Annotated in this window: 34 protein-coding genes and 2 tRNA genes; 17 read left to right on the top strand and 19 right to left on the bottom strand. The window is 57.5% G+C overall.

The window, feature by feature from the left end:
- Window positions 1–17: 17 nt before the first annotated feature.
- Window positions 18–902: a cation diffusion facilitator family transporter gene (locus tag SynBIOSU31_RS10420; protein ID WP_186489787.1), complete on the top strand. Its 885-nt coding sequence runs from the start codon at window positions 18–20 to the stop codon at window positions 900–902.
- On the opposite strand, the gene SynBIOSU31_RS10425 is transcribed toward SynBIOSU31_RS10420, so the two are convergent.
- The 4 genes from SynBIOSU31_RS10425 to SynBIOSU31_RS10440 are packed head-to-tail and all read right to left on the bottom strand — an operon-like array spanning window position 857 to window position 4,363.
- Window positions 857–1,849: a lysylphosphatidylglycerol synthase domain-containing protein gene (locus SynBIOSU31_RS10425; protein ID WP_186489788.1), complete on the bottom strand. Its 993-nt coding sequence runs from the start codon at window positions 1,847–1,849 to the stop codon at window positions 857–859. The genes SynBIOSU31_RS10420 and SynBIOSU31_RS10425 overlap by 46 nt on opposite strands.
- Window positions 1,843–3,078, bottom strand: a complete 1,236-nt coding sequence (locus tag SynBIOSU31_RS10430; protein ID WP_186489789.1) for a LarC family nickel insertion protein — start codon at window positions 3,076–3,078, stop codon at window positions 1,843–1,845. Before SynBIOSU31_RS10430 ends, SynBIOSU31_RS10425 begins: the two co-directional genes overlap by 7 nt.
- A complete protein-coding gene (locus tag SynBIOSU31_RS10435) occupies window positions 3,075–3,713 on the bottom strand; it encodes a hypothetical protein (RefSeq protein ID WP_186489790.1) in 639 nt (212 codons plus the stop codon). The genes SynBIOSU31_RS10430 and SynBIOSU31_RS10435 overlap by 4 nt, the downstream gene beginning before the upstream one ends.
- Complete coding sequence (locus SynBIOSU31_RS10440) at window positions 3,713–4,363, bottom strand: hypothetical protein (RefSeq protein WP_186492984.1); 651 nt, start codon at window positions 4,361–4,363, stop codon at window positions 3,713–3,715. The genes SynBIOSU31_RS10435 and SynBIOSU31_RS10440 overlap by 1 nt, the downstream gene beginning before the upstream one ends.
- A 272-nt stretch (window positions 4,364–4,635) precedes the next feature.
- Between SynBIOSU31_RS10440 and SynBIOSU31_RS10445 the strand changes: the two genes are divergently transcribed.
- On the top strand, window positions 4,636–5,169 hold the full coding sequence (locus SynBIOSU31_RS10445; RefSeq protein WP_186489791.1) for a hypothetical protein: 534 nt from the start codon (window positions 4,636–4,638) through the stop codon (window positions 5,167–5,169).
- On the opposite strand, the gene SynBIOSU31_RS10450 is transcribed toward SynBIOSU31_RS10445, so the two are convergent.
- Window positions 5,147–5,443, bottom strand: coding sequence for a hypothetical protein (locus tag SynBIOSU31_RS10450; RefSeq protein WP_255477471.1), 297 nt, complete (start codon window positions 5,441–5,443; stop codon window positions 5,147–5,149). The genes SynBIOSU31_RS10445 and SynBIOSU31_RS10450 overlap by 23 nt on opposite strands.
- 62 nt (window positions 5,444–5,505) lie before the next feature.
- On the opposite strand from SynBIOSU31_RS10450, the gene xth reads away from it, so the two are divergent.
- From xth to SynBIOSU31_RS10465, 3 genes are all read left to right on the top strand, one after another.
- Window positions 5,506–6,348, top strand: coding sequence for an exodeoxyribonuclease III (gene xth / locus SynBIOSU31_RS10455; RefSeq protein ID WP_186489792.1), 843 nt, complete (start codon window positions 5,506–5,508; stop codon window positions 6,346–6,348).
- Window positions 6,349–6,665: 317 nt separating this feature from the next.
- Window positions 6,666–7,967, top strand: a complete 1,302-nt coding sequence (hemL, locus tag SynBIOSU31_RS10460; protein ID WP_186489793.1) for a glutamate-1-semialdehyde 2,1-aminomutase — start codon at window positions 6,666–6,668, stop codon at window positions 7,965–7,967.
- A 53-nt stretch (window positions 7,968–8,020) separates the two neighbouring features.
- Window positions 8,021–9,271, top strand: coding sequence for a carbohydrate porin (locus SynBIOSU31_RS10465; RefSeq protein WP_255477199.1), 1,251 nt, complete (start codon window positions 8,021–8,023; stop codon window positions 9,269–9,271).
- A gap of 3 nt (window positions 9,272–9,274) precedes the next feature.
- On the opposite strand, the gene SynBIOSU31_RS10470 is transcribed toward SynBIOSU31_RS10465, so the two are convergent.
- Window positions 9,275–9,769, bottom strand: a complete 495-nt coding sequence (locus tag SynBIOSU31_RS10470) for a YajQ family cyclic di-GMP-binding protein (RefSeq protein WP_186489795.1) — start codon at window positions 9,767–9,769, stop codon at window positions 9,275–9,277.
- A gap of 149 nt (window positions 9,770–9,918) precedes the next feature.
- Here SynBIOSU31_RS10470 and SynBIOSU31_RS10475 point away from each other — a divergent pair, with 149 nt between their 5' ends.
- Complete coding sequence (locus tag SynBIOSU31_RS10475) at window positions 9,919–10,455, top strand: MAPEG family protein (RefSeq protein WP_186489796.1); 537 nt, start codon at window positions 9,919–9,921, stop codon at window positions 10,453–10,455.
- Here the strand turns inward: SynBIOSU31_RS10475 and SynBIOSU31_RS10480 are convergent.
- Window positions 10,452–11,366 (bottom strand): SPFH domain-containing protein, encoded by a 915-nt coding sequence (locus tag SynBIOSU31_RS10480; RefSeq protein WP_186489798.1) that lies wholly within the window; start codon window positions 11,364–11,366, stop codon window positions 10,452–10,454. The two genes, SynBIOSU31_RS10475 and SynBIOSU31_RS10480, sit on opposite strands and share 4 nt — an antisense overlap.
- Before the next feature lie 60 nt (window positions 11,367–11,426).
- Between SynBIOSU31_RS10480 and SynBIOSU31_RS10485 the strand changes: the two genes are divergently transcribed.
- Window positions 11,427–11,870, top strand: coding sequence for an NfeD family protein (locus SynBIOSU31_RS10485; protein ID WP_186489799.1), 444 nt, complete (start codon window positions 11,427–11,429; stop codon window positions 11,868–11,870).
- 3 nt (window positions 11,871–11,873) lie between these two features.
- On the opposite strand, the gene SynBIOSU31_RS10490 is transcribed toward SynBIOSU31_RS10485, so the two are convergent.
- From SynBIOSU31_RS10490 to ebsA, 3 genes are read right to left on the bottom strand one after another with little or no spacing between them, the layout of a single operon-like run.
- Entirely contained in the window at window positions 11,874–12,386 is a 513-nt protein-coding gene (locus SynBIOSU31_RS10490; protein WP_186489800.1) for a DNA recombination-mediator protein A, read from the bottom strand.
- A gap of 54 nt (window positions 12,387–12,440) precedes the next feature.
- A complete protein-coding gene (locus tag SynBIOSU31_RS10495) occupies window positions 12,441–13,550 on the bottom strand; it encodes a phosphotransacetylase family protein (protein ID WP_186489801.1) in 1,110 nt (369 codons plus the stop codon).
- 29 nt (window positions 13,551–13,579) lie between these two features.
- Window positions 13,580–13,975: a type IV pilus biogenesis protein EbsA gene (gene ebsA / locus SynBIOSU31_RS10500; RefSeq protein WP_255477200.1), complete on the bottom strand. Its 396-nt coding sequence runs from the start codon at window positions 13,973–13,975 to the stop codon at window positions 13,580–13,582.
- A gap of 2 nt (window positions 13,976–13,977) precedes the next feature.
- Here ebsA and SynBIOSU31_RS10505 point away from each other — a divergent pair, with 2 nt between their 5' ends.
- Window positions 13,978–14,766: an SDR family oxidoreductase gene (locus SynBIOSU31_RS10505; RefSeq protein WP_255477201.1), complete on the top strand. Its 789-nt coding sequence runs from the start codon at window positions 13,978–13,980 to the stop codon at window positions 14,764–14,766.
- Here the strand turns inward: SynBIOSU31_RS10505 and map are convergent.
- Window positions 14,747–15,586, bottom strand: coding sequence for a type I methionyl aminopeptidase (gene map / locus SynBIOSU31_RS10510; RefSeq protein ID WP_186489802.1), 840 nt, complete (start codon window positions 15,584–15,586; stop codon window positions 14,747–14,749). The genes SynBIOSU31_RS10505 and map overlap by 20 nt on opposite strands.
- Before the next feature lie 60 nt (window positions 15,587–15,646).
- Here map and SynBIOSU31_RS10515 point away from each other — a divergent pair, with 60 nt between their 5' ends.
- The 6 genes from SynBIOSU31_RS10515 (at window position 15,647) to gltX (ending at window position 18,594) form a co-directional block, all read left to right on the top strand.
- Window positions 15,647–15,970 (top strand): PepSY domain-containing protein, encoded by a 324-nt coding sequence (locus SynBIOSU31_RS10515; RefSeq protein WP_186489803.1) that lies wholly within the window; start codon window positions 15,647–15,649, stop codon window positions 15,968–15,970.
- A 33-nt stretch (window positions 15,971–16,003) separates the two neighbouring features.
- Entirely contained in the window at window positions 16,004–16,465 is a 462-nt protein-coding gene (rplS, locus tag SynBIOSU31_RS10520) for a 50S ribosomal protein L19 (protein ID WP_186489804.1), read from the top strand.
- Between the two features lie 62 nt (window positions 16,466–16,527).
- Window positions 16,528–16,600 (top strand) — tRNA-Trp (locus tag SynBIOSU31_RS10525).
- Window positions 16,601–16,637: 37 nt separating this feature from the next.
- The gene (locus tag SynBIOSU31_RS10530; protein WP_006043540.1) at window positions 16,638–16,826 is read left to right on the top strand and encodes a hyperconserved protein Hcp; all 189 of its coding nucleotides are present in this window, start codon (window positions 16,638–16,640) and stop codon (window positions 16,824–16,826) included.
- 239 nt (window positions 16,827–17,065) lie between these two features.
- A tRNA-Asp gene (locus SynBIOSU31_RS10535) sits at window positions 17,066–17,139 on the top strand.
- Window positions 17,140–17,160: 21 nt separating this feature from the next.
- Window positions 17,161–18,594: a glutamate--tRNA ligase gene (gene gltX, locus SynBIOSU31_RS10540; protein WP_186489805.1), complete on the top strand. Its 1,434-nt coding sequence runs from the start codon at window positions 17,161–17,163 to the stop codon at window positions 18,592–18,594.
- Here the strand turns inward: gltX and SynBIOSU31_RS10545 are convergent.
- The 5 genes from SynBIOSU31_RS10545 to SynBIOSU31_RS10565 are packed head-to-tail and all read right to left on the bottom strand — an operon-like array spanning window position 18,538 to window position 21,864.
- A complete protein-coding gene (locus SynBIOSU31_RS10545; RefSeq protein ID WP_186489813.1) occupies window positions 18,538–19,797 on the bottom strand; it encodes a cation:proton antiporter in 1,260 nt (419 codons plus the stop codon). The genes gltX and SynBIOSU31_RS10545 overlap by 57 nt on opposite strands.
- The gene (locus SynBIOSU31_RS10550) at window positions 19,787–20,032 is read right to left on the bottom strand and encodes a hypothetical protein (RefSeq protein WP_186489815.1); all 246 of its coding nucleotides are present in this window, start codon (window positions 20,030–20,032) and stop codon (window positions 19,787–19,789) included. Before SynBIOSU31_RS10550 ends, SynBIOSU31_RS10545 begins: the two co-directional genes overlap by 11 nt.
- Window positions 20,032–20,577 (bottom strand): DUF1643 domain-containing protein, encoded by a 546-nt coding sequence (locus tag SynBIOSU31_RS10555; RefSeq protein ID WP_255477202.1) that lies wholly within the window; start codon window positions 20,575–20,577, stop codon window positions 20,032–20,034. Before SynBIOSU31_RS10555 ends, SynBIOSU31_RS10550 begins: the two co-directional genes overlap by 1 nt.
- Entirely contained in the window at window positions 20,558–21,670 is a 1,113-nt protein-coding gene (gene wecB, locus SynBIOSU31_RS10560; protein ID WP_186489816.1) for a non-hydrolyzing UDP-N-acetylglucosamine 2-epimerase, read from the bottom strand. Before wecB ends, SynBIOSU31_RS10555 begins: the two co-directional genes overlap by 20 nt.
- 38 nt (window positions 21,671–21,708) lie before the next feature.
- Window positions 21,709–21,864: a hypothetical protein gene (locus SynBIOSU31_RS10565; RefSeq protein ID WP_186489818.1), complete on the bottom strand. Its 156-nt coding sequence runs from the start codon at window positions 21,862–21,864 to the stop codon at window positions 21,709–21,711.
- Between the two features lie 8 nt (window positions 21,865–21,872).
- Between SynBIOSU31_RS10565 and SynBIOSU31_RS10570 the strand changes: the two genes are divergently transcribed.
- Window positions 21,873–22,949, top strand: coding sequence for a type IV pilus twitching motility protein PilT (locus tag SynBIOSU31_RS10570; RefSeq protein WP_186489820.1), 1,077 nt, complete (start codon window positions 21,873–21,875; stop codon window positions 22,947–22,949).
- An 11-nt stretch (window positions 22,950–22,960) separates the two neighbouring features.
- On the opposite strand, the gene SynBIOSU31_RS10575 is transcribed toward SynBIOSU31_RS10570, so the two are convergent.
- Window positions 22,961–23,155, bottom strand: coding sequence for a high light inducible protein (locus SynBIOSU31_RS10575; RefSeq protein ID WP_186489822.1), 195 nt, complete (start codon window positions 23,153–23,155; stop codon window positions 22,961–22,963).
- Between the two features lie 38 nt (window positions 23,156–23,193).
- Entirely contained in the window at window positions 23,194–24,264 is a 1,071-nt protein-coding gene (tsaD, locus tag SynBIOSU31_RS10580; protein ID WP_186489831.1) for a tRNA (adenosine(37)-N6)-threonylcarbamoyltransferase complex transferase subunit TsaD, read from the bottom strand.
- A 76-nt stretch (window positions 24,265–24,340) separates the two neighbouring features.
- Between tsaD and SynBIOSU31_RS10585 the strand changes: the two genes are divergently transcribed.
- Together SynBIOSU31_RS10585 and psaJ are read left to right on the top strand one after the other, a co-directional pair.
- Complete coding sequence (locus tag SynBIOSU31_RS10585) at window positions 24,341–24,820, top strand: Photosystem I reaction center subunit III (protein WP_186489833.1); 480 nt, start codon at window positions 24,341–24,343, stop codon at window positions 24,818–24,820.
- Between the two features lie 31 nt (window positions 24,821–24,851).
- The gene (gene psaJ, locus SynBIOSU31_RS10590; RefSeq protein WP_066905917.1) at window positions 24,852–24,968 is read left to right on the top strand and encodes a photosystem I reaction center subunit IX; all 117 of its coding nucleotides are present in this window, start codon (window positions 24,852–24,854) and stop codon (window positions 24,966–24,968) included.
- A gap of 5 nt (window positions 24,969–24,973) precedes the next feature.
- Here psaJ and gmk read toward each other — a convergent pair whose 3' ends face one another.
- The gene (gmk, locus tag SynBIOSU31_RS10595; RefSeq protein ID WP_186489835.1) at window positions 24,974–25,546 is read right to left on the bottom strand and encodes a guanylate kinase; all 573 of its coding nucleotides are present in this window, start codon (window positions 25,544–25,546) and stop codon (window positions 24,974–24,976) included.
- Window positions 25,547–25,587: the final 41 nt, after the last annotated feature.

Genomic DNA, 25,587 nt, shown 5'->3' on the forward strand with positions numbered 1-25,587 from the left:
TTAGGTGCCACGGTCGTTTGGAACATCATCACCACCACGGCCACAACCGGCAGGCATTCCGCTTGACGGTGGTGCTCAATGCCTGCCTGAGCGGTTTACAGATCGCCGTGGGGATTGCCTTCGGATCAATCGCCTTGATCGGCGATGCTCTGCATAACGTCGGCGACGTAATGGGTCTCCTGCTGGGCTGGGGTGCGGAAAGCCTGAGCCAGAAACCTGCGAAGGGGCGATTCAGTTATGGATTCGGACGCTCGACCCAGCTAGCAGCCGTGGCCAACGCTGTGTTGATCTTGATGGCCTCCGCGGTGGTCTGCGTGGAGTCCCTACAACGTTTTCGACAACCGGAGCTGGTTGTGGCCTGGCCAGTCGCCATTGCCGCAGGTGCGGGCCTGGTCGTGAACCTGGTCTCTGCCCGTCTATTCGGTTCAGATCATCATGGCGATCTAAATCGTCGAGCAGCCGCTCTTCACCTTCTCGGAGATGCAGCCGTCTCAGCGGCGGTGCTGCTGAGTGCTGTAGTCGCCGGGATCACCGGCTGGAGATGGATTGATCCACTCACAGGTCTTGGAGTCGGCCTAAGCGTGGGATGGCTGGGAATCATGTTGCTACGGGATGGTCTAGCCGAATTGATGGATGAGGTTCCCCATCGGATTGATCCGGCAGCCGTTCTGGCCGATCTACAAGCAATGCCTGGTGTCCAGGGTGTTCATCACCTGCACATCTGGTCCATCGGCGGAACGCGAGTTGCCCTCACTGTTCACCTGCAAAGGGCTACTGATTTGAGCCACCTGGATCCAAAGCTGCTGAGCGAGGTGCGGCAAGTCATGCACCAGAAGGGCATCGTGCACTGCACAGTTCAGCTGGAAGAACCGGGCGAGGACTGCGGTGAAATGCTGAGCTGATTCATCCAACGAACAATCTGGCGGTCCAGCTTCACGCCTGCCGCGGCCAACAGATCCGCAAGGGTGACAACGAGGCGATAACTGAGTGCAAGGGCAAGGAGTGCTGCCTCCGGCACGGATGAACCCAGGCGCAGGAGCAACACCGCTTCAAAGACCCCTAACCCACCTGGAGCGGCTGGAACGACAAGTCCTGTGGCCCAGGCCAAGGCAAAGGCTGCCATCCAGCTACCGATCGGCAACACCGGGGTCAGCCCGAACACCTGAATGCAGCACCAAAAACCGGAGAAACGTGAGGCGATAAACACCAGCTCGGCCATCAGTGGCATCCAGGGATAAACCTCACGTCCACTTCCCAGCCGTTCCAGAGGAGGCAAGGAGGCCAAATCGGGTTCGGAACGGTTGAGTTGCCTTAAACGGCTGCGTTCAAGCCTGCAGAGCAATGGCTCTCTCCAACGTGGCAACAACAGCAGCGCTGGAAGCGGCGCCACCAAGGCCAAGCCGTTCTGCCAGCCACCGAAGGGCACCCAGAGCAAGGCCGCGACCGCCATCAACATGGGCTCAAGCAAAACGGACACCAGTGCTGGCCCCGTTCCGATGGAAGGTCCTAGGGCACGCACACGCTGAAGGAAGTGCCACACTCCGCCAGGCAGGTACTTGAGGAGATTGCTGCTCAAGTAAAGGGGCACAAGAGGTATTGAGCCTGTGCCATGTCCCAGCCAACCCACCAGCACCTTCCAAGCTCCTGCATTCACAACCAAACTCAGCCAACTCAGGCCGAGGGCAAGCACAAGCCACCACCAGCCTTGAGCTGAGATGGCTAGGGAGCGCAGTCCCGCAGCGTGACCAGCCAGCGCCCAGCCAACAAATCCAAGCGTGAGCAGGGTGATCCACAGCTTCAGGCCCCCGGGGAGCTTGGCCGAAAGCAGCGATTGAAAACGCTTCAGCATGTCCACTCTTGCTCAGGATTGAACTGGAGCCTTTCCTGAGAAATCTGCTGCCAGAGGGTCTCAGGAGAGAGCCCGGCTCGGCAAGCGAGCTGCTGGAGAGCCTCCCGCTCGGGCTTAATGGACTGACTGCCGTCCGGCTTCAACATCTGCTTGGCAGCCAGGTCCCCCCATGGAGTCGTGAGACTTCCTTGACGCCGCGGCAACACCCAACGCCCCTGACGCCGCTCGCGCAGTCCCAGAGTGGGGCTCTCCATCCACCAGATCCGGCGTAGATCAGCGGCCTGCTCGGGCAGCACCAGAACCGTGACGGCAGTTCCTGGACGTCCCTTCTTCATCTGCAGCGGAGAACAGGCAACGTCCAGAGCACCCGCTTCACGCAGCTGCTGGATCAGCCATGCCATGGCTTCAGCTGAAAAATCGTCAATCCAAGCCTCCTGAATGATCAAGTCCTGCCAACGGGGCTGGCTTGCTGCAACAGAGACCTGAGGTTGCTGACGGATGAGGCGCAGCAGGTTGGGACGGTCCAGCTGACGGTGGCCCAGACCGATTCCAACCGCCTCAGGAGCCAACTGTTCTGGCCATCCAAACCCATCTGCCAGTACAGCCATCAGAGCCAGACCGGTCGGAGTTGTCAGCTCAGCTTCTGGCCAGTCATCGCCCCAGCGCAATTCCACACCATGACGACGCGCCAGCTCGAGCACCGCTGGAGCAGGGACCGGCAGCAGCCCGTGAGCGGTGGCAACCGCACCCCGTCCAGCTGGAGGAGGGACACACAAGATCGACAGTGGATTGAGATGCTCCATTGCAGCGCAGACACCAACCACATCCACCAGGCTGTCGATGGCGCCAACTTCGTGGAAATGCACCTGTTCAGCTGGAATGCCGTGAACGGCAGCTTCGGCGTCAGCGAGTGCCGTGAACACCGACAGCACCCGTGCCTGCAATGACGGAGTAAGCACGGCATTGCCGATTCTTTGACGCAACTCTCCCCAACATCGATGTGGTGGATTGGGGTCTAGCCCTTCAACATCCACACGAAGTCCTCGCAATCCGCCATTTCGCGCTTCCTCAACACGAAGCACAAAGTCATTTTCAAAGCCGAGCTCACGCAGAGGGGAATGAATCAGCTCAGGGGGTACCCCCAGATCAAGACAGGCAGCCAGCAACATGTCGCCGGCCAGACCGGTGGGACAGTCGATCACGTAGGCAGCGGCAATGCCCGGGGTCATGTCACCTCCGGATCGAGGCCCTCCAACAGCCTGCCAGCGATGACATCTAAATCATCCAGACGCTTTCTCAAAAGCTGTTCTACCTCGCGTCGAGCCCGGCGCTGCTCGCGCTGCGCTGTGGCCACATCCTGACCTGACAATCCCCAGATCCTGCCGAGCAGAGCTCGATCATCGGCCCCGCCACGAGCGGATCCCTCCAGCAGGGTCTCGGCCACCATTCCAGCCTGAAGGACACGGCTCCATCGGCGCAGGTCCTCCATGGGCAGTCGAACCTGATCGGGGAGTTCAAATTCCGTAGCTCCATTGCAGCGGAGTCCTGCCTCAAGACAAGGACGGGTGCCCACCAGCACGCGACGCACCTTCATTTCCTCCTCCCGCGCAACCAGCCAGTGACCGGCTTCGTGGCGCGCGACCCGTCGCAGACGCATCTTGCCTCCGGGAAGGGCTTCAGCTAAGAGATGACCCCCCATCCCCTCCAGTTGAGACGCATCGAGGGTGAGTCCCAACAAGCCGCCGCCAACTAGCAAAGCGATCCAGGCAGGAGACAGGCCCACAAGCGGGCCAAAAACCGCGAGACCAGTACAACCGGCCACCGCCAAACCGGCAGTGGTGCTGGAAACGGGAGATGCGTTCATTAATTGCGCGCCGAGCGACTGCTATCTGCTGGGCGGCGGGAGGCTCCACCGCGCCCCTTGCCTCCACGCGTGGGCATCGGTGCGATCACCTCGGCGGATTGGACTTGAAGCATCTGTCCCTGACGACGCACGTCGAGGCTGACGAAATGGCGCAAATGCGCAAGCTCGACATCACCACTGAGTTGCAACTTGAACGGCAAGGGCCGAAAACCATCAGCTCGTGGCTGCTGACGCACCTTGACCACAACCTCGGAAGCTTCCGGCTTGGTGTAAATGAGCTCTCCCCTAATCGAAAAGTAGTCGTCGCCTTCCGGCAACTCATCCGTGGAGACTTGTTCAGAGCCTGTCTCTGCATCTGCAGAAGACAGGGTGCTGGGCTCCCAGATTCCAGCGATCTGTAGGTGCAACTGACCTGCTTCCCTGCATCGCGGATAAACCACCCAGAGGTGAGGCTTGTCCATGTCGAGATGACGGCGCATCAATGTGAGCATGCGGCCCAGAACAACGGCATCAAGCTCCTCACCATCTGCAGCAATCAAATGGCCACGGGTGCTCTGATCTTCAGATTCGGGCCGGAATAGTCCGCGCACGACGCCGATTGCCCGGTACTGCAGCGGCTCGGTCACCGCGGGAATGGGATGGTCGCGCATCAGTTTCAAGGGCATCCACTGGCCCATTGCAACTCTAGCCAGCATCGACAAACAGCTTCAGACTGAATGGGCATTTCCACGACACGGTGCCGGGCAATAGGCGTCAAACAAAGGAAACTCTGGCCAGGCTTGCCGCAGTCGCTGGTCTATGTGCAACCGCAGGCTGGATAGTGACCCACCTCTGGCCTCAGACCCATTCTGAGGCCACTCTCCAAAAACAGTCCTCCGAGATCGAAGTCTCAAGCCTGGAGATTGTCAAAAAACAGGTTCAAATGCATCCGAGCGACTGGCGCTGGGCAGTGCTCCTTGCTCGTGCACAGCATGAGCAAGGAGCTCGTGAAGCAGCCGTTCGCACATTGAGGCCTTTGCAACGCCTGCACCCCAATCGGCTTGAAGTGGTCACACTGTGGGCTCTGTTCGCTCAAGAAACCACCGATAGCGAAGAGTCAATCAAGCATCTGAGCAAACGTTTTGAATCCCTTTCTGGTGCACGTCGGCTGAAACTGGGTTTGCTGTTGGCCGATCTGGAGCGTTTGTCCGGAAACTCAAAAGCCGCTTCCAATCACTACCGCCATTTGATCAAAGACAATCCACAACGCCCTGAACCGTTGCTGGCTTTCGCCCTTCTGAAAAGGGATCAAGGAAAAGGTGACGATGCCATGACTCTGCTGCGCAAAGCCATGACATTGAGCAAAGACCTGGCCCCAACATGCGCTGACTTACAAACACTTGAACTGCGCTGGGCTCTGGAAGCCGCACGCAACAGGCCTGCCAGAGCAAAAGTCAAGGCTGTGAAAACTCCCTGAGAGCTTCATCGATGGCATCGACTGGATCGGTGGCATCGTTCATGGAAGTCGCTTGACGCAACGTCTTCATCAGCTCCATGGGGTTGGTGACATCCAGCACCGATCCTTTCTTCTTAGATTCCCCAGGAAGGGTGTTGTAGATATCACGATCTTCATTGCGCTCAAGCACATTCGGCTGTGACAGCGTGGTTTGCGCATAAGCCGCTGAGCAGACCGGAAGCAATCCGCTGAAGACAGCGATCGCAAGACCGAACGTCACGCGGAGCGATTGCATGGGATCGAATGCTTGGTTCCGGGGGATGCTAAGGGTCTCCAAACAGGTGGATCAGGGTCTCCGTGCAGATCGCGAGCTGGAATGTCAATTCGATTCGCACGCGTCTGGATCATGTCCTCCGCTGGTTGGAGCAGAGCGGTGTGGATCTGCTGGCCGTTCAAGAGACCAAGGTCGATGATCCGATCTTTCCACTCGAGCCTTTTCGCTCAAGGGGTTATCACGTCAGTTTCCATGGTCAGAAGTCGTACAACGGCGTCGCCCTCATCAGCCGGCATCCCCTTGAAGACGTGCGCTTGGGGTTCATGGGAGAACTGGGATCTGACCCTGAGGCTGAAGAGCTGAGTCAACAGAAAAGAGTGATCAGTGCCCTGGTGGATGGGATCCGGGTGATCAACCTCTACGTGCCCAACGGTTCCAGCCTCAAATCGGATAAGTACGACTACAAACTGAGCTGGATCTCATGCCTCGAAAGGTATCTGCAAGCAGCTCAAACAAGGGATGAGCCACTCTGCGTTGTGGGTGATTTCAACATCGGTCCGGAAGCAAGAGACCTTCCTGACCCCGAGCGTCTCAGCGGCGGAATCATGGCTTCAGATGCCGAACGCAACGCCTTGGCTCAAGCACTTGGGGTTGATCTAAAAGATGCCTTCCGGCTATTCGAATCAGGCAGCGGACACTGGAGCTGGTGGGATTACCGCAGCGGTGCATGGAACCGTGACAGCGGGTGGAGAATTGATCACATCTATCTCAGTTCCGATCTGCAGGAACTCGCCCTTAGCTGCCAAATCGACAAACAGGAACGGGACCGGGAGCAACCCAGTGACCACGCCCCTGTGGTCGTTGACCTCTCTTGGGAGATTGAGGAGGAGTGCGAAGACGATTCAGAGGCCTTCAGCTCTGATTAAGCAGCGTGGTTGGGAGCAAGCTAGTCAGTGGTCCGGTAGTTCGGCCTGGAGCAAGGGTGCAACCCAATTCATGCTCGATCCGTCACAGTCTTAAACAAGCTTTCTTTGAACGTCATGGAACGCCGTACGAAGCTAGGAATCGCCTCAGATCCAGCTCAGACGCTGTTCAGAGATGGCCTGGTCAAAGTCCAAAACACGATGCCGATGCTTGTATCACAAGTTCCGGAATCTCCGCTTCGTACACAGATCAGCCGTTTTGGCACGTTCTTGGGTCAGGATGTGGCACGGTTTGCATCGGCCCTTTGGCATCCGCCCACGTGACAGCACCAAGCTTGAACACCAGTCGCTCCCAGGAGCTCTTCAGTGCCGCCCAGGCTCTGATGCCTGGTGGCGTGAGCTCCCCAGTGCGTGCATTCAAATCTGTGGGTGGCCAGCCGATCGTCTTCGATCGGGTTAAGGGCGCCTACGCCTGGGACGTTGATGACAACAAATACATCGACTACATCGGCAGTTGGGGGCCCGCAATCTGCGGTCACGCCCATCCCGAAGTCATCAGTGCGCTTCAGGAAACGATCGAGAAGGGCACCAGCTTCGGAGCCCCCTGTGCTCTCGAGAACACGTTGGCCGAGATGGTGATCGAAGCCGTTCCCAGCGTGGAGATGGTTCGGTTCGTCAACAGCGGCACAGAAGCCTGCATGGCCGTTCTGCGTCTGATGCGCGCCTTCACAGGTCGCGACAAGGTCATCAAGTTCGAAGGTTGTTACCACGGCCATGCGGACATGTTCCTTGTGAAGGCCGGTTCTGGTGTGGCCACCCTCGGCCTGCCTGACTCACCTGGCGTTCCCCGCAGCACCACAGCCAACACCTTGACCGCGCCATACAACGATCTAGAGGCCGTCAAGCAGCTTTTCGCAGAAAACCCTGATGCCATTTCAGGTGTCATTCTCGAGCCGATCGTCGGCAATGCCGGATTTATCCAGCCCGAGCCCGGTTTCCTTGAGGGTTTGCGTGAACTCACCAAGGAGAACGGAGCACTGCTCGTCTTTGACGAGGTGATGACAGGCTTCCGCATCAGTTATGGCGGAGCCCAGGCACATTTCGGTGTCACCCCTGATCTCACCACGATGGGCAAGGTGATCGGCGGAGGGCTTCCCGTCGGCGCCTACGGCGGCCGACGGGAAATCATGGAGATGGTTGCTCCTGCTGGCCCCATGTACCAAGCGGGCACTCTCAGCGGAAATCCCCTGGCTATGACAGCGGGCATCAAGACACTTGAGCTTTTAAAACAGCCCGGCAGCTACGAAAAGCTCACCGCAACCACGGAGAAATTGGTGGCGGGCATCAAGGAGGCAGCGAGCTCTGCCGGCCTTCCCATCACGAGCGGAAGTGTTAGCGCCATGTTCGGGTTCTTCCTCTGCGAGGGGCCTGTACGCAACTTCGAAGAGGCGAAGGCAACCGACGCTGAACGCTTCGGCAAACTGCACCGCGCCATGTTGGAGCGAGGCGTTTACCTGGCTCCTTCAGCCTTCGAGGCCGGCTTCACTTCCCTGGCCCATTCGGACGCAGACATCGAAGCCACGATTCAGGCGTTCCGCGACAGCTTCGCTGCGATCTCCTGAACTCGAATCAGGCACATACCAGCATCGGCAGGGGGAAACAATTCAGAAAAGCATTGATCGGGCTGACCCTCCTGGTCTCTTCACTGCAGGGCTGTCCCAGCCGCGCAGGACCATTACAGACATGGCTGCAGCTGCCTGAATGGCTCGATCTCAGTATCGACTACATAGCAGAGCCCATGACCGGCATGACCGGTGGAATCAATCCTTCAGCAGCAAGCTGGTATCAGGCTGTGGTGCTCGACCTATCCCTGAGTAGCGGTTTCGGGAAGAGCCAGCAGCAGTGGAGTGAACTGGATCACTGGCAGGTGAATCTGCAGCTGACCAATGATGCCGGCAACCCCGATCTAAATACCGAGCTGGGATCCTCGTTCACACTGCAGACCCTGGTGAATCCAGTGGGGAGCTGGATTACCGAAGCCTCTGTCGTCAGAAATCGCGGAGAGAGTTGGTGGCAAGCCGAGCTAGGTGTGATGTCGCTTGAGCCAGTCATGGCTGGAGAACCAGGCTTTCTGTCTGCTCCTGCCATGGGCAGTTACATCAGCTCAGTACTCAACAACACCTTGAACCTGTTAATCGCGGGAGTACCGATTAATCCCTTCGTGGCACCTGGAGTCAAACTTCAGGCCCATTCAGACTCTCTTGGCTCACTGGAATATGCCTACTTTTACCTAAACCCTCAAACCAGTATTGCGGCAAGCCTTGGGGTTGATCCAGGCGTCCCTGATGTGCAAGGCGGTGTTCAAGCTCTGCAATGGAAAACCAACCCTCTTCAATCCAGGACTGATCTCTCGACAGAGATCAGCATTCCAGAAACCGACGAGAGCGTAATCAGACAGTTACCCCTTCCTGAAGTTCAACTTGGGAGCTATTTCTCATCAACCCGTCTCCTGGTCGACAACGCAAATGAGCTGGGAGAAGGAATCAACCGCGGCATGTACGGCTCGGTTACCTGGCCTCTTGATGTACCAGTCGGCCTGGATAACCGAGTTTGGGCTGGTGGCACCGTCAGCCTCGATCCTTCAAACAACCCTTACCCAACATTCATCTCAGGTGGCTGGCTGAGCCAAGGCATCATTCCTGGCCGACCACTTGATGTACTTGCTCTGGGTTTGGGTCGTACCAGTTTCAGCCCGACCATCAACCCGGGATTGAGCTACGAAGGAACAATCGAATTGAATTACTCGTTTTATGTTTCAGAAATTTTTCAGATCCAACCCGTGATGCAATGGATTATCAATCCAGGTGGTGAGAACAAAGTTCCAGGCATCTGGGCTGGAGGCGTACAGATCAACTTAAGCCTCTAACCCTCAGCGATAGTTCTCAAACTGAAGAGGTACATCAAGCTCATCTTCTTTTGAACGCAACAATTGAATCACCTGCTGAAGATCATCCTTGCTCTTGCCTGTCACTCTTAAGCTCTCTCCTTGAATAGCGACGGTTACCTTTTTGAGCTCATCACGGACGATCTTGCTCATTTTCTTAGCCAGTTCCTGACTCAGTCCTTTCTTCAATTGGACCGTCTGCTGCACACGATTACCACCCACTGTTTCCGCAGGCTGAAAATCGAAGATCTTTAAAGACAAATCTCTCTTTGTCGCCTTAGCCCGCAGAATATCTTCAACTGCTTGAAGGGTCATGTCACTAGCAGTAGTGATCACAACAGCAGTGTCTTCGAGAGCGATCTCGGTACCGGAATCCTTGAGGTCGTAGCGCTGAGAAACGTCCCTACGAACTTGATCAAGCGTATTCACCAACTCCTGACGGTCAAAATCAGAGACCACATCAAATGAATACGAAGCCATTGAACAATCATCGATGGTTGAAGGCTAGCAATGCTCATGAAGCCTCTCTCAGCAGAAGATCTGACAACGGATGAATAGTGATGACATCTTCATCTTCGATCAGCAACTCCTCACCAAACGCTGCTTCAAGACAGGCATGACGAAGGCGAATGCTGACGACTTGGTGGTGCGGTCGGATTGATCGCATCGATCGGCAGTCGATCACTATTGTTTCAACCGCGATTGCCTTAACTGTGTTCATCACGGACCTTCTCACTCGGACGCCAGCTGCGCCCTACGCCTTGTCGCTCGTGTTCTCGGGAGCCGTGGTGATCGCCAGCATCATTCCACTGGGTGCCGCCCGTTCACAGGCGGACTTCACGATGGACGATATGAAGGCTCCAAGGGCCATGTTCGACCGTCTTCCCTCCTGGGGGAAACGGGCAAGCTGGGCCCATCAAAACAGCTTCGAAGCATTTGGCCTGCATGCTCCGGCGGCACTTCTAGCCCTGATCGCCGTGCTGCAAATCGGAGAACTTCAGGGACTTGCCATTCCCGCAGCCTTGGTCCAGCCCATGCTGCGTCTGATTTATCTGCCGGCCTATGTGGCCAACGTGCCTCCCCTGAGAGGACTGTGTTGGGCCGGCGCTCTGCTTTGCACCGGCATCCTCTATATCGAGGGAGTTAGAGCTCTACTGGTTGCCTAACTCTTGCCCTGTTGGAATTGCTTCAAGGCAGCCAGCAGTGATGCAGGTGACTGGGGATCCACCATCAGCACGCTGCCAGCCGGCGAGTCAGCCATGCGCTGGCCCATCGCCATCCAGTCCTCAGCCAGCATCAGCCGAACAGCCTCTTCAGCCTCCGGGCTCTCGGCAAGAGCCTTGGCCATGACGCGTGCCGCTTCGGACTTCGCCTCGGCCATCACACCTTGCTGCTTGGCCTGGCCTTCGGCCTCAAGCAGGATCGCTTCCTTTTGGGCACGAGCATCAAGGACCAGAGCCTCCGCACGACCACGCGCCTCATTCAACTGGGCTTCTTTTTCTCCTTCAGAACGCAGAATTGCAGCGCGCTTCTCACGTTCAGCAGTCATCTGAGCCTCCATGGCCTGCTTGACTCCCGGAGAGGGATTGATATCACGCATTTCAACCCGGGTCACTTTCACTCCCCATGGATCGGTGGCCTCATCAAGCTCCCTCAGCAGAAGCTCATTCACCTCGCTGCGCGTGGTGAAGGTTTGATCCAGATCCAACTTGCCCATCTCGGCACGAATCTGGGTCAACACCAGGTTCACCATCGCTGCCTGCAGATCGTCCACGGCGTAATACGCCTGAGAATGCTCAAGCAATTGCCAATACACCACCGCATCAACCTCGATGGAGACGTTGTCTCGGGTAATGCAGAGCTGGGGCGGAATATCCAGAACCCGTTCCTTGAGTGACTCGTGACTCACCACACGTTCGACCACAGGAATCACGATGGAGAGCCCAGGCTGCAACTCACGGTCGAACTTGCCGAGCCGCTCGACGAGCCGCGATCGGCCACCGCTGGTGACCTTGACACTGCCACTGCCCAAAAGTGCGATCAGGATCAATGCAGGCAGGCTCAGCAGCGCTTCCATGACGAAAAAGATGTCTAATGCGACGTTAGTCCCCAAAGTAAGGAGAACAAGCCACCAGACATGCCACCTCTCTGGAGTCCTTTGATCTGGTTGCTAGTGGCCGGCGTGCTGCTGGTCGTCGAACTGGTGCAACCCAGTTTTGATGGCTTGATGTTCGCCGTCTTCGCCGGACTTGTCGTGTCGGTGCTGACAGCCTTGCTGCCCCTGCAAGTCTGGATTCAGATCATCTTGTTCAGTGTCATCACAGTGCTGGGGACGCTTTGGCTGAGCCGCTGGTCTGCCCAACGCAATCCAAGACCTGGACGTCGAAGACTGAAAGACAACACAGCCGAAGTACTGGGCACGATTGAGCCCGGAGGAGAAGGCAGGGTTCGCTGGCAGGGCCAGAGCTGGGCGGCTAGTTCACTGGATGTGGAAGCCCCCCTACAGGCTGGAGAACGCGTACTCGTGATTAGCAGAGAAGGAACCCAACTTCAGGTTCTGCCGAGCCCACCTTTGCCCTGAATGTCAGTCGAAAAACAGGAGGCTGACAACCTTCCCCATATCCTCGGCACTGCGACAGCTGGCAAGAAGTGTCTCGCTGTCATGAAAAGCCAAACAAATCAGTTGATCACAACGACTGATGATGTCCTGATTGCAGAGGCTGCTGGCCAAAGGCAGAGGCAGATCGTCGTGCTCTGGCTTCTCAATCAGATGCAAAACAGTCTCTAATTGATCACGGATCTCAGGGCCCTGACGACTCAAACTCTGCGGCAGAAGCACTGTGAGCTTCGAGGCATCAACAGCCAGAACACCTCGAATCACCGCTGCATTAACCCCCTGCGCACCTGAAGTCACGAGAGAGTGGCCCTCCTGCGCAAGCGATCGGGCGATCAGCTCAATCAGATGGATGGCGACTACAGGAACATGACGACTACCGAGGATGGCAATCCTCCGCGCTCCCTGGTCTTGGAGCAAAGCCAATTCCTGCGCAAGGGTGTCCACCCTGTCCAGTGCAGGAAGATCAAGGGATCGGCTCAATGACTACCTGCGAGCGTTCCTAGAAGCTAGCAGCGGTGAACCCTGTCGGGACCATCACTTTGAGCCGATCGCCAGGTGTTCGAGTCCCACGGCGCTGAGCAAGTCCGCTAAGCGGCAGTGTTCCTCCACCAAGCGGAAGGCGTAAGTCGCCTTCACCGCCTCATGCAGACGCACGTGGCCGAACGCCTGTTCGATCACTTCAACGGTCCCGAGTGTGTCCTGCTCGACCTTGAGCAATGGCACCTCCAGTTCATCCGCTCTGCTGATCAACTGAGGAAGCGGATCTCCGGCACCCGTCAAAATCAAACACTGAGTGGATGCCTCCAGGGCTGCCAGCTGAATATCGGTGCGATCTGCTCCGGTCACGACAGCCATATTGCGGCGGCGGCGGAAGAACTCCATCGCTGAGTTCACATTCATTGCCCCGATGCTGAGGGTCTCGACCAACAGGTCGAGTTTCTCGCTGCAGCAGATCACCCGCGCATCGAGCCGACGCACGAGTTCTCCAACCGTGACACTGCGCAGCAGTGGCGAGCGGGGCATTACACCGAACACCTGAATGCCAAGCGCCTGGAGAGAGGGCACAACATCACGTTCCAGGCTTTCCACATCATCCGGAGTCACTGCATTGAGCACCACCCCGCGCAATCGGTCACCAAGCTGCTGACTGGCAGCCAGCAACGCATCGACGCTGCGACTGTCTTCCCAGAGATGCACGAGCACCACTGGTGCATCGAGGTCGCGGGCCAGTTGGACCAGACTCAGCCCATAGAGCAAACCCTCATGGAGATTGCCCGCGGCTTCCAACAGGGTGACAGAACTCTCCGTCTGCCGAAGACTGGACCGAAGCTGTTCAAGCCCCTCACCGGCCGCCAAGGTTCCCTTCGACAGCCGTTGCTGTGCAGTATCGGGAGACAGCAGATGCAGAGAAGGGATCAGGTCCTGATGGGGCAACCCGAGGGTCTCTCCAACGAAACGGACATCGTCATCGATCAAGGGTGAAGGCAGCGTTCCTTGATCGGACTCCCAGTCAAGGCTGGTAGCAAGCGGTTTTCCGAACAGGACACGAATGCCCACCGAGCGCAGATGCCGTGCAATCCCAAGGACTAAGGCGGACTTACCGCTGAAGGGTTCACAGGATCCGATCAGCAGCGTTGAGCCCATCCGGGAGATCTGAGATTGGTGCTTACAATTTAAGGGGAACCATCCCCGGCAATCTGCTCAAGCAACAACCACTGCCAGAAGCTATTCGGGAGATCCTGACGGCCAGCTTCCACAGCTTGCATTAGCCAATCCAACAGTTGATGTGCAGGGCACTCAAAGGGATACCGCTGATCAACTCGGTCCTGAAATTGCAACTCACAGCGACAGGCCTGCAAGGGGGCATTGGCAGGGCTCCAGCTCAGCAGGTATCGATGGGGCTGAGCATCACTACGGGCGCGCTCGCCTCCGAACTTGCCCAGAGGCAATTGTTCAAGAGCAAGTCGCAGGGCATGCTCTCTCCGAAGCCCTCCGCAGTAAGGAGCGAATAGCGCCAGTTGAGCGTCACCGGACGGACTGGACAACGTCATACCGTCGAGCTGTTCCAAGCATGCACCAGTTCACCGCCATGGCCAAACTTGTGCCGAGGACCTCCGACGCCAGCTCCGTGGCAGAGACCTGGGCAGGTCGAAGAGTGGGAATCACAGGCGCAGGAGGTGCACTGGGTCGCTCACTCACGCGCAGGCTCAGACAAAGGGGCGCCTGGGTCATTGCCCTGAGTCATCGTCCCAAGCCGAGGGAACTGGACAGCTCGGTCGGGCCCCAGGAGTGGGTCTGCTGGAGCTGCGGAAAGGAAGATGAGCTTGATTCCACATTGAGTCGTCTCGATGTGCTCGTGCTCAACCACGGCATCAACCCGGGTGGCGATCAGAGCCCCAAGAGCCTGAACCAGGCCCTTGAGGTCAATGCCCTCAGCCAATGGAGGCTCTTACAGCGGTTTGAGCAGCTGGAGAGAGACCTCAAGCAACCGGCACAGCCGCCGGAGCTATGGGTAAACACATCGGAGGCTGAAATCCAACCTGCACTAAGCCCTGCTTATGAGCTGAGCAAGCGCCTAATTGGCCAGCTCGTCAGCCTGCGCTGGAGTGCACCACGTGAAGAGCGAAACAAGCTTCCGAAGCTTCGCAAGCTTGTGCTCGGCCCATTCCGTTCTGAACTCAATCCAATTGGTCTGATGTCAGCGGATTTCGTGTCAAGTCAAATCCTTTGGCAAGCCGACCGAGGCCTGCCTCTGATCATCGTCACCCCTAATCCGCTCACCTTGCTAGCGATGCCTCTCATCGAGCTGGGGCGTTTGGCCTACAACAAAATTTTATGGATTAATCACCACGATCGGTGAGGATCTCGCATCCATCGGAGGTCACGACAATCGTGTGTTCCCACTGCGCTGAAAGGCTGCCGTCGCGAGTCACCACAGTCCAGCGATCTCTGAGCGTTCGACAGGCATTGCTGCCGGCATTCAGGATCGGTTCCACCGCCAGGGTCATGCCAGGACGCAGTTTGACGTTCGGCAGAACGTCAGTGCGAAAGTTGAACACGGACGGTTCTTCGTGGAGATTGCGACCTACTCCGTGACCGGTGTAGTCCTCCACCACACTGAATCCACCTTCATGGACGCGATCCTCCACGGCACCAGCGATATCGAGCAACGTGTTACCCGAGCGGATCTGTGCCAGTCCTGCCATCAGTGACTCTTGAGCCACTTTGCTGAGGGCGGCCGCCTGATCACTCACCTCACCAACACAAATGGTGACGCAACTGTCGCCGTGATAACCCTCAAAAAATGCACCTGTGTCCACCTTGAGCAAATCCCCGGCATGAATCACTTTTTTGCTGTTGGGGATGCCGTGAACCACCTCGTCGTTGATGCTTGAGCAGATGCTGGCGGGGAATCCGTGATAGCCCTTGAAACTTGGGGTTGCACCCATTTCCCTGATGCGTCGCTCGGCATAAGCATCCAGATCGGCAGTGGTTTGGCCGGGCTCAACCATTTCCATGATTTCCCGAAGCACAGTCGCCACAATGCGACTGGCCTTAGCCATGATTTTCAGCTCTCTCGCGGATTTGATTTCCACTCCCCGACGCTTCTGAATGCGCGGACCCGTGGCGGTCACACTGCCGGCGTTGGTCGAGGCGAGCAGATCAGCGAACAAGTTCATCGGTGATTTCTTCGGGCAGTCCCGACGTCCTGCTGTCACGCTATCAATGGTGACGAGCTAATGCTGGTGGCTCTCTGGATGGCACGACTGCGGCGCTGGCACAGCAGAGTGGCGCCCTTAGTACTTCTACCGTTGATGACCACGGTCATCACTGGTCTGAGCTATCGGCTAGCGCGCGACTGGTTTGGCATGAGTCGCGACAGCGCTCACTGGCTGATGAGCCTGCATGAGGGTGAATGGCTAGGACCGCAGCTTGAACCTTTGGTGGTTGTCCTCAACGCGCTGGGCGTGCTCTGGATGTTGATCACGGGCGGAGGAATGATGGTGCAGTCCTGGAGAAACGCCTGGAAGAAGCGCGGAGTCGACGGTGAGTCGAGGGGGTAAGCTGGTTGTTTGGCGTGATTACCCGGAGCTGGGATGGCAGCGGACCAGAAAGACACATCTGCACAAGACAATGCAGATGTCACAAGCACTGAGAACGAGTCCCCGAAGACTGCTGCTCCAGCCGCCAAGGCTGACCGCCTCAACCCTGCTGATCTAATCAGAGAGTTTGAGAAAGCGCAGCAGAAAACAGATCTTCCCGATATTTACGTGGGAGACACAGTTCGCGTTGGCGTTCGCATCAGCGAGGGCAATAAGGAGCGTGTTCAGCCCTACGAGGGGGTGGTGATCGCCAAGCGTCACGGCGGGGTGAATCAGACCATCACTGTTCGCCGCATTTTTCAAGGGATTGGCGTTGAAAGAGTGTTTATGCTGCATAGTCCCCAAGTGGCCTCCATCAAGGTGGAGCGCCGCGGTAAGGTACGGCGGGCGAAGCTTTTCTATCTGCGGGAACGGGTGGGCAAGGCCACCCGCGTGAAGCAGCGCTTCGACCGCTGAGGCTTAGGTCTCGTTCATTTCAATGCCATTGCTTAAGTGATGGTCGAGGGGTCCATCGCCTTGCGCCGTTAGTTCAGTTGGTAGAACGCAGGTCTCCAAAACCTGATGTCGGGGGTTCAAGTCCTCCACGGCGCGTCCGATGGCCCTTTCTGCAGTTTCCTAGATTTCGAGCATGGAGTTGGATCTTCAACCTGGTGATGTGGTCAAGGTCCTCGAATCAGCCGCCCTCGGCTGGGTTCGTGCCCGTGTGATTCGTGTCAAATCCGGAGGACGTGTGGTCGTGCAGAGCGATCAAGGTCGTGAATTTACGGCCCGTGGCAACCAAGTTCGTCTGATCGAGCCTGCAGGCTTCCGTCCCTGAACAAGCTGAATTCGTCCCGTCATGGGATCACCATCGCCGGTGGCTGTAGCCGCCGGTTTTTTATGCCTTCCTTAAAGCGCTGTCACAGAGAACACTTGTAGGTTCTGAAGTCAAGTTGTTCAGAACCCGAGCAGCGCGTGTATTGACGGAGGGCAGGGCAACAGTCGATACTTTCGATGTCGCGCGAGCGACGCAGATCAGATTCCAACGGACGAGCACCGTCGATCTGAATCCGATCTGGGACCGTAGTTCAACCGGTTAGAGCACCGCCCTGTCACGGCGGAAGTTGCGGGTTCGAATCCCGTCGGTCCCGTTCTTCATCCCGAGCCACACCATGGTGCGTGTTCGTCTGGCCCCAAGTCCAACGGGCACTCTCCATATTGGAACGGCAAGAACAGCAGTTTTCAACTGGTTGTTCGCCCGACACCAAAAGGGTCAGTTCCTGCTGAGAATTGAGGACACTGACAAAGAACGTTCCAAGCCGGAGTTCACTACCAACATCCTTGATGGCCTCGCTTGGCTAGGAATCGACTGGGATGAAGATCCCACTATTCAGAGCGAGCGGGTACACGAGCATCGTTCTGCCATCCAGTTGCTGCTCGACCGAGGCCTCGCCTACCGCTGTTACGCCAATGAAGAGGAGCTCGCAGCAATGCGAGAACTCCAGAAAGCGGAGAACAAAGCACCTCGCTACGACAACCGACACAGGCACCTCACAGCCGAGCAGGAAGCATCGTTCAAAGCCGAGGGCCGTGAGGCGGTGATCCGCTTCCGAATCGATGACAGTGAGGAGATCCACTGGCGCGACCTTGTGCGTGGACCGATGCAGTGGCGCGGAGCCGATCTCGGTGGTGACATGGTGATTGCCCGACGCGCTCCCAACGACCAGATCGGGGACCCTCTTTACAACCTTGTAGTGGTGGTCGATGACGCGGCCATGGACATCACACATGTCATCCGCGGCGAAGACCACATCGCCAACACCGCCAAGCAACTCCTGCTGTACCAGGCTCTTGAGCTGACCGCGCCGGTCTTTGCCCACACCCCGCTGATCCTCAATGCTGAGGGGCGCAAACTCTCGAAGCGAGACGGCGTCACATCGATCAACGATTTCCGTTCCATGGGGTACACGGCCGAGGCGATCGCCAACTACATGACCCTCCTGGGCTGGTCCGTTCCCGAAGGAATGGAGGAACGCTTCACCCTCACGCAGGCCGCTGAAGTGTTCAGCTTCGATCGGGTGAACAAAGCCGGTGCGCGTTTCGACTGGGACAAGCTCAACTGGCTCAATGCCCAGGTTCTGCATGGCCTCACACCGCAGCAACTGCTGAATGAAATCTCGCCGCTCTGGCGCGAACAGGGATGGAGCCTGCCTGAGGACGTGAGCTGGAGCCTGGCCTTATGCGAACTACTCGGACCATCACTCACCTTGCTGAAAGACGGCATTGACCAGGCACAACCCTTTTTTGTCTGCCCTGAGCTTGAGGACGATGGCCTCAAGCAACTGGAGTTGGAAGGAGCCCGGGGCGCAATCGGTCAGCTGGTGGAATCCCTCGAGAGTGATCCATGGGACGGCGGTGACATCGCAGAGGCTCAGTCCTTGCTTGCCGGGGCCGCGAACAAAGCCGGTGTGAAAAAGGGCGTTCTGATGAAATCCTTGCGCGCAGGTCTGCTCGGCCGTCTCCAGGGACCGGATCTGATCACAACCTGGTCATTGTTGGCCAGGGTCGGGCAGGACCTGCCCCGCCTGAAGCGCTGTCTCACCTGACTCTTCAGGCTCGACTTGAATCAGACCTAAAACACGCGCCAGGGGCTGGGCCGTCAGTCCCTGAAATCCCACTGTCATCAGGATCGTCAGAAACACGAGGCCCTGAAGTCGACCAGCTCCGAGGATCCCCGCCTGCTCAAGACGGATTGAAAACAGGGAAGCCACGGCGGCCGTGACAATGCCCCGCGGCGCTAGCCATCCCATGAAGAGGCGTTGACGCCAGTCAAGAGGCAATCCGATTGTGGCCACGCCCACTGCCGCTGGACGCACCAGCAGCATCAGCGCCAGAACACAGCTGACGCCACCCCATCCGAGCGGACTCAGTTCAGCCCACGAGACATCAGCAGCCAGCAGCGGGAAAAGCATCGTGATTGCCAATCTCGCCAGCTCGCGGATCAACTCATCCAGCTGAGCCGCCTGCGTTGAAGGACGACGGCCAACCACAACGCCTGCAGCAACCGATGCCGGCAGACCGGATTCGGGAAGCAGCCATTCGCAAATGGCAAACATGAGAAACAGAACGCCAAGGGTCAGCTGCAGCCTTAAGCCCACGGCCTGCTCCGAAGGCAGACGTCTCAACAGCTCAGCAAGCAGCCATCCAACAGCAACTCCGATCAGCACTCCACCTCCGAGGCGAGACAGCAGGCCAATCGCAAGACCTCTCCAGCCGTAGAGATCGCCAAGCAGCAGCTCGAGCAGCAGCAGGGCCAGAACGGCTCCCACAGGTTCGAGCACCAGTCCCTCCGCTTCGAGCACATCTCCGAGCGGAGGAGCCAGGCGAATCTGTTGCACGATCGGCGTGACCACCGTTGGTCCCGTTCCCAGCACGATGGCGCTGTAAACAGCAGCCACGGACCATCCCAGTCCAGCCAGCCAATGCGCTGCCAGGATTCCAGCGCCCAGCGACAGCAACAAACGCAGTACGGAGATCCGCAGCACGGTTGCCTTGATGGTGTCACCGGGCAAGCGCAGATTCAGCCCTCCATCAAACAGAACGAGACTGACAAGCAGGCCAACGGTTGTCTCAAGCCCCTCTCCCAGGTCCAAAGGCTCCACAAGGCCAAGACCGGATCGTCCGATCAATAGACCAGACAACAGCAATAGAACCACCCCTGGCAGTCCTGAAATGGCCGCAAGCAATCGAGCTCCGGCGCCGGCAAACACCGTGATGCCCCAAAGCAGTCCGAGCCTGTCAGGCGTCATCGATGGATGCGAATTGCGGTTCTACACGCACGCCGATGACTGCTTCGGGGCGAATCACCAGATATTCCCCTTCGAGATCCCCGAGTGGGATATTCACGAAGGTCTGACCACTCCCGCCGCTGACCAGACCCTGATACCACTCCTGAAACGTCTCAAGAGTCGGGAAATGCACCATCTCTGTTTGACCTCCCGAGAGATGAAGCAAAATCTTGTAGCGGCGAGGGCTGCGTGTCATCAGCGAACCGTACAGGCCCAGGGGAAAAGCCGGCTCCCTGCAGCCACATAGAGCGGGTGACGAGGTTGACCGCTCCGTGTTGTGCCAATCACCAGTGGGGGAGCCCCCTGAAAACGCAGAGCTAGAGCAGTGGCGAGCATCGTCACCACCTGATCGTCACGGCGATACAGGGAGCCTGCCTCACCCCACCCCAACCAGAGGTCGCAGGCAGGTGAGCGAGACCAGCTCTGAAACCAGCTATTCAGCACTGGGTCGGTGTCCAGCCCCACAGAATCATCGCAACGACGCAAAGCCCTTGGGGATGGAGAGATCCTTCCGAACACATTGAGAACCACCAGCTGGTGATAGCCCCAGTCCCGAGCGAAACCCTGAAGTCGCCTCAGGGTGGGGTCATCACGACCAGCATCGGCCAGGGAAGGATTGAGACCGACAAACAGAAGCAGCTTGCAGGGATCATCCCGCGACGGCATGCGGATTGAACGACGCAGCATCCAGCGGTAATGGCCGCAAGGGCTGAAAGCGGCATCAGCCGTTGAGTAAAGCAAGTGCTGCTTCAAGAATCCTGCCGCTAGCTCGACCATCTCCGAAGGGGTTCACCGCCCGAGCCATTTGCTCATAAGCCTTGGGATCATCGAGAAGGCGTGAAGCCTCACGAGCAATGGAATCACTGTCTGTCCCGACCAACCGTGCTGTACCGGACTCCACAGCTTCTGGACGCTCAGTCGTGCGACGCAACACCAGGACCGGCTTCCCAAGCGCTGGAGCTTCCTCCTGGAGTCCACCGGAATCGGTAAGCAGCAGGGTGCATCCCTTCATCGCAGCGACCAGGCGGTCATAGTCAAGGGGCTCGCTGAGGACGACACGGGGATGATCGCCAAGCAGAGCACGCAATGGCTCCCGAACCGTCGGATTGCGGTGCAGTGGCAGCAGCAGGACGGTATCAGGATGGCCGTCAAGCACCTGAAGCATGCCCGCAGCGATGTTGCTCAGCCGCTCTCCCCAATTCTCCCGGCGATGAACCGTGGCGAGAACCACGCGCTGGTTGGCCCAATCGATGGGCAGATCAGACAGAACAGGAGCCCGCTCAGCCATATGCAAGAGCGCATCGATGACCGTGTTGCCGGTGACCATTACACGACCGACCACACCGGAAGCCTTCAGGTTGGCTTCCGAGCGCTCGGTGGGAGCGAAATGCAACTGGGCAACCTGAGAGATCAAACGGCGGTTGGCCTCCTCTGGGAAAGGGTCTAAGAGATTGTCCGTTCGTAAACCGGCCTCCACATGGCCAACAGGGATCTGCTCATAAAATGCAGCGAGCGCAGCGGCAAAAGCTGTTGTGGTGTCTCCCTGCACCAGCACCAAGCCTGGAGGGAAAGCCTGGAAGTCATCTCGCAGGCCCTGAAGAGCCGCGCAGGTCACGTGGGTAAGGGTTTGGCGCGGCGCCATCAAATCAAGATCGTGATCGGCCTTTAACGCAAAGAGGTCCATCACCTGAGTGACCATCTCACGATGCTGTCCAGTCAGAACAACCCTCGTCTCGAGAGCTGAACAGGCCTGGAATTCCTGGATGACGGGGGCAAGCTTGATGGCTTCCGGGCGGGTGCCAAGCACAATGGTGACGCGGGGCCTGGCAGCCATAAACCGTGGGTTGGTGGCGGAATCTTAAGCGGGTTTCATCAACCTCCCAGCAAGCCTTCACTTGCCAGCAGTCCAGCGATGGCGAAGCTGATACGAGAGGACATCGAGCAGCGTGAGTCAACCGATCTTTCCACCGGGATTCCCATCAGGCGCGGTAACGCCAAGCCGCCATGCCCCATCGGTTGAAGAGCCACTCCGATCGATGACTGAGCCGACTCCGAGTCTGGAAAAAATCGTTCGCATCGCCCATGAGCACGGGCATTCCGATGTCCATCTCGGAGTCGGCGAGGCACCCAGATACAGAGACCGCGGCGAAATGCTGTTAACCGATTGGCCGTTAACGACCCATCAGGTCTTTCATGGATGGCTTCGGGAAATCCTCTCCCCGCAGCAGATCGACGATTTCAATCGCAGTAAGGAATTCGACGGGTCCCATGCATTCCCTTTCGTTCGTGTGCGCATCAACCTTCTGGACTCCCTGCTGGGCCCAGCGATGGTGCTGCGACTGATCCCACAGACGATTCTCACGCTTGAGCAACTGCAGTTGCCGGATGTTCTCCAGGATCTGTCTTCAAAACCAAAGGGACTGGTGCTGGTCACGGGACCAACAGGGTCCGGGAAAAGCACGACCCTGGCCGCCATGATCGACTGGATCAATCGTCATCAGACACGCCATATCCTCACCATTGAGGACCCTGTGGAGTTTGTTCACGCCAGCCAGCGATCACTGATCCGACATCGGGAGGTGGGAATTCACACTCTGAAATTCCACAATGCCCTCAGAGCGGCACTTCGGGAGGATCCCGATGTCATCCTGGTGGGTGAAATCCGCGACCGGGAAACCTTGAGCACAGCCCTCGAGGCCTCCCAGACAGGTCATCTGGTGTTTGGAACGCTGCACACGAATTCGGCTGTCAAAACAGTCGAAAGAGTGCTCGGTCTATTCGCTCCGGAAAACCAGGAAAGTATCCGCCGCTCACTGTCTGAATCACTCCTTGGCGTGATTTCTCAGGGATTAATCCGAACCACCGATGGCAGGCGTGCCGCCTATCACGACATTTTGGTGAACAACGAAGCCTGTAAGGACTACATCCAGCGAGGAGCCCTGGATGAGGTGGAGGAGATCATGGAACGCAGTGAATTCGATGGAATGATCACCACAAATCAATCACTGTTGAAACTCCTCGAGAGCGGACGAATCGAAACCAGAGATGCATTGGCAGTCAGTCCGAGACCGAATGAACTCGATCAGGCTTTACGAGGAAGAAGTGGAGTCTGAATCCGTTGACGTCAGGCAACCGGGGCGCTTGCAGCGGAAACCCGGATCACAAACAGAATTCCGAGCGACACAGACAAACCGAGCATCGCCAGGCGTCCATTCCAGATTTCTGCCTGAGGAGTAAACCCTCTACGCCAGGCATTGAGTTCTCTGGAATCCACCTCTTCAACGTTGTTCGGCTGGCGCGTCTCGGCCTTGATCGACATCACCGGGTTGCAAGTCGCGACACCCTATGCACTGAATCTCAGAAAGGCGGATTCGATTGATACAGAGGTGCGCAGTTTTCGAGAGCCCAGCGTGCTGAAACACCTAAAGCTAAAGAACTGGAAATGGATTCACACGTCAACCGATCAAGGGCAGCAGCACCCACCATCGCTGCGTTATCGGTGCAGTAGCTCAGGGGTGCCAGGTGCACATCAACCCCCTGTTCAGCTCCTTTTGCATGCATGCATTGACGCAACCGTTGATTGGCCGCTACCCCACCAACCATGACCAATGTCGACAGGCGGAGATCAGAACAGCATCGGAGGCTGCGCTCGACCAGCACATCCACAACGACTTGCTGGAAGCTGGCAGCCAGATCAGCCAGGGGTAGTGGCTCTTTCCAAGTCCGACAAGCCTCCACCTGACGAAGCATTGCGGTTTTTAGACCACTGAATGAAAAGTCGTAGGGGTAAAAACCCCCTCCGGGTTTTGAGACACGCCCTTTTGGCAACAGGAAACGGGTCACATCACCCTCAACGGCCGCAGCCTGGATCGCGGGGCCTCCCGGGTACTCAAGTCCCAACAGACGAGCCACCTTGTCAAAGGCTTCTCCAGCCGCATCATCATGACTGCGTCCGAAACGCTCCAGCGCTCCTGTTGCATCGACGCGAATCAATTCCGTATGCCCACCGCTGACGAGCAGAACGAGGTAAGGAGGTTCTGGAGGGGACAAAGCCAGCCGAACCGAAGCCAGATGGGCTTCGAGATGGTGAATAGCGATGAAAGGTCGGTTGTGAAGCGCCGCCAAAGTACGACCCGTCACGGAACCCACCATCAGGGCCCCAACGAGACCTGGGGTGACAGTGGCAGCCACGGCATCCAGATCGCTGATCGGCAGTCCGGCATCACTGAGCGCCTGATCGATCAAATGAGGAAGTGCCTCCACATGCCTGCGTGAGGCGATCTCGGGCACCACACCGCCCCATTGGGCATGCTCCTCGATTTGAGACGCAATCCGGTGCGACAGCACCTGCAGGCGACCATCGCTGTGCTCTACAACAGCCGCAGCAGACTCGTCACAACTTGTTTCGAGGGCTAGGACCTTGGCCATGCAGGTCAACAGCCTCCACTACTGTCAATTTGATACATCCTGCCTCTCCAGGGCAGGTTCGACAGGAACCGTTCCGATGCGTCGTTTCTTCGCCCTCGCGCTTTCGGCCCTGCTGGTCTTCGGTTTTGCACCGGCCGCCAGAGCTGATGTTGCGGGCCTGACTCCCTGTTCTGAAAGTGCACGCTTCCAGCAACGTGCCAGCGCAGCATCAACTCCACAGGCCATCGCCCGCTTCAAGATGTACAGCAAGGCCTCCTGTGGCGAGGACGGTCTCCCCCATCTGATCGTTGACGGCCGCTGGAACCATGCTGGTGATTTCGTACTCCCGGGACTGATGTTCCTCTACATCACTGGAACGATTGGCTGGGCAGGGCGCGACTATCTCAAGGCCATTCGCGGTCGCAAAGATCAGAACATGCTGGAGATTCAGCTGGATCTGAAGCTTGCATTGAATTCAGTAGTCAAGGCAGCGACATGGCCTGTCGCCGCCATTGCAGAGTTCAATAGTGGCAAGCTGACTGAAAGTGATTCGAAAATCACAGTTTCACCCCGCTGACCAGAAAGTTTCTCCTTCTCACTGTCCAACGATGAAAAAATTTCTCTCCACAGCACCAGTGGTCGCAGCCATTTGGTTCACATTGACTGCAGGAATCCTGATCGAGTGGAACAGATTCTTCCCGGACCTGCTGTTCCACCCGCTCTAACTCGCTCAAGCATCGGCAAGCCCCATTAACCGCTCAACATCACCGAGAGCGGTTTCAAGGTCATCATTGATGACAACAGCATCAAATTCTTGCTGTGCTTCGAGTTCAGCCCTGGCGCGATCCAGCCGCTTCACGATTGCGGCTTCTGCGTCAGTGCCGCGGCCTCTGATCCTTTGTTCAAGCTCTCCAAAACTTGGTGGTGCGAGAAAAATCTGCAGAGCATCAGGAAAACTGCAACGCACCTGGCGAGCACCCTCGAGTTCGATTTCAAGCAAGACGGGAGTTCCCGCCTCAAGCTTGTCCAAGACTGGTCGCTTGGGAGTTCCGTAGCAATTTCCTGCGAATTCAGCCCACTCCAGCAATCCTCCTTCGCTGACCAGTCGGTCAAACGATTCACGCGAATGGAAGAAGTAATGAACTCCATCTTGTTCACCCTCTCGAGGAGCACGAGTGGTGGCGGAAACAGAAAGCCAGAGCTGGGGATGGCGCTCAAGTAGGCGTGTCACCAGAGTCCCCTTGCCAACGCCGCTGGGGCCAGTCAGCAAAGCGAGCCTGGCGCGGAAATCGGTCGTTGCCATGACTTGTGTGCGGTCACGCAGCAGGGTAGGAAGGCACCCCA

Origin of the sequence: Synechococcus sp. BIOS-U3-1 (genome assembly GCF_014279975.1) — a bacterium.
Taxonomy (GTDB): Bacteria; Cyanobacteriota; Cyanobacteriia; order PCC-6307; family Cyanobiaceae; genus Synechococcus_C.

What these genes read in the sequence shown, in the direction of transcription:
- gmk (WP_186489835.1), bottom strand. Translation starts at nt 25,546, where the DNA reads ATGGCAACGACCGATTTCCGCGCCAGGCTCGCTTTGCTGACTGGCCCC.
- SynBIOSU31_RS10550 (WP_186489815.1), bottom strand. Translation starts at nt 20,032, where the DNA reads ATGACACGCAGCCCTCGCCGCTACAAGATTTTGCTTCATCTCTCGGGA.
- SynBIOSU31_RS10585 (WP_186489833.1), top strand. Translation starts at nt 24,341, where the DNA reads ATGCGTCGTTTCTTCGCCCTCGCGCTTTCGGCCCTGCTGGTCTTCGGT.
- wecB (WP_186489816.1), bottom strand. Translation starts at nt 21,670, where the DNA reads ATGGCTGCCAGGCCCCGCGTCACCATTGTGCTTGGCACCCGCCCGGAA.
- SynBIOSU31_RS10505 (WP_255477201.1), top strand. Translation starts at nt 13,978, where the DNA reads ATGCACCAGTTCACCGCCATGGCCAAACTTGTGCCGAGGACCTCCGAC.
- SynBIOSU31_RS10480 (WP_186489798.1), bottom strand. Translation starts at nt 11,366, where the DNA reads ATGGAAGCGCTGCTGAGCCTGCCTGCATTGATCCTGATCGCACTTTTG.
- gltX (WP_186489805.1), top strand. Translation starts at nt 17,161, where the DNA reads ATGGTGCGTGTTCGTCTGGCCCCAAGTCCAACGGGCACTCTCCATATT.
- SynBIOSU31_RS10545 (WP_186489813.1), bottom strand. Translation starts at nt 19,797, where the DNA reads ATGACGCCTGACAGGCTCGGACTGCTTTGGGGCATCACGGTGTTTGCC.
- SynBIOSU31_RS10430 (WP_186489789.1), bottom strand. Translation starts at nt 3,078, where the DNA reads ATGACCCCGGGCATTGCCGCTGCCTACGTGATCGACTGTCCCACCGGT.
- SynBIOSU31_RS10440 (WP_186492984.1), bottom strand. Translation starts at nt 4,363, where the DNA reads ATGCGCGACCATCCCATTCCCGCGGTGACCGAGCCGCTGCAGTACCGG.
- SynBIOSU31_RS10575 (WP_186489822.1), bottom strand. Translation starts at nt 23,155, where the DNA reads ATGTCGATCAAGGCCGAGACGCGCCAGCCGAACAACGTTGAAGAGGTG.
- map (WP_186489802.1), bottom strand. Translation starts at nt 15,586, where the DNA reads ATGAACTTGTTCGCTGATCTGCTCGCCTCGACCAACGCCGGCAGTGTG.
- SynBIOSU31_RS10425 (WP_186489788.1), bottom strand. Translation starts at nt 1,849, where the DNA reads ATGCTGAAGCGTTTTCAATCGCTGCTTTCGGCCAAGCTCCCCGGGGGC.
- SynBIOSU31_RS10475 (WP_186489796.1), top strand. Translation starts at nt 9,919, where the DNA reads ATGCTGACGACTTGGTGGTGCGGTCGGATTGATCGCATCGATCGGCAG.
- SynBIOSU31_RS10485 (WP_186489799.1), top strand. Translation starts at nt 11,427, where the DNA reads ATGCCACCTCTCTGGAGTCCTTTGATCTGGTTGCTAGTGGCCGGCGTG.
- psaJ (WP_066905917.1), top strand. Translation starts at nt 24,852, where the DNA reads ATGAAAAAATTTCTCTCCACAGCACCAGTGGTCGCAGCCATTTGGTTC.
- SynBIOSU31_RS10445 (WP_186489791.1), top strand. Translation starts at nt 4,636, where the DNA reads ATGCATCCGAGCGACTGGCGCTGGGCAGTGCTCCTTGCTCGTGCACAG.
- SynBIOSU31_RS10450 (WP_255477471.1), bottom strand. Translation starts at nt 5,443, where the DNA reads ATGCAATCGCTCCGCGTGACGTTCGGTCTTGCGATCGCTGTCTTCAGC.
- tsaD (WP_186489831.1), bottom strand. Translation starts at nt 24,264, where the DNA reads ATGGCCAAGGTCCTAGCCCTCGAAACAAGTTGTGACGAGTCTGCTGCG.
- SynBIOSU31_RS10495 (WP_186489801.1), bottom strand. Translation starts at nt 13,550, where the DNA reads ATGGGCTCAACGCTGCTGATCGGATCCTGTGAACCCTTCAGCGGTAAG.
- SynBIOSU31_RS10470 (WP_186489795.1), bottom strand. Translation starts at nt 9,769, where the DNA reads ATGGCTTCGTATTCATTTGATGTGGTCTCTGATTTTGACCGTCAGGAG.
- rplS (WP_186489804.1), top strand. Translation starts at nt 16,004, where the DNA reads ATGGCAGCGGACCAGAAAGACACATCTGCACAAGACAATGCAGATGTC.
- SynBIOSU31_RS10530 (WP_006043540.1), top strand. Translation starts at nt 16,638, where the DNA reads ATGGAGTTGGATCTTCAACCTGGTGATGTGGTCAAGGTCCTCGAATCA.
- SynBIOSU31_RS10515 (WP_186489803.1), top strand. Translation starts at nt 15,647, where the DNA reads ATGCTGGTGGCTCTCTGGATGGCACGACTGCGGCGCTGGCACAGCAGA.
- SynBIOSU31_RS10435 (WP_186489790.1), bottom strand. Translation starts at nt 3,713, where the DNA reads ATGAACGCATCTCCCGTTTCCAGCACCACTGCCGGTTTGGCGGTGGCC.
- SynBIOSU31_RS10570 (WP_186489820.1), top strand. Translation starts at nt 21,873, where the DNA reads ATGACTGAGCCGACTCCGAGTCTGGAAAAAATCGTTCGCATCGCCCAT.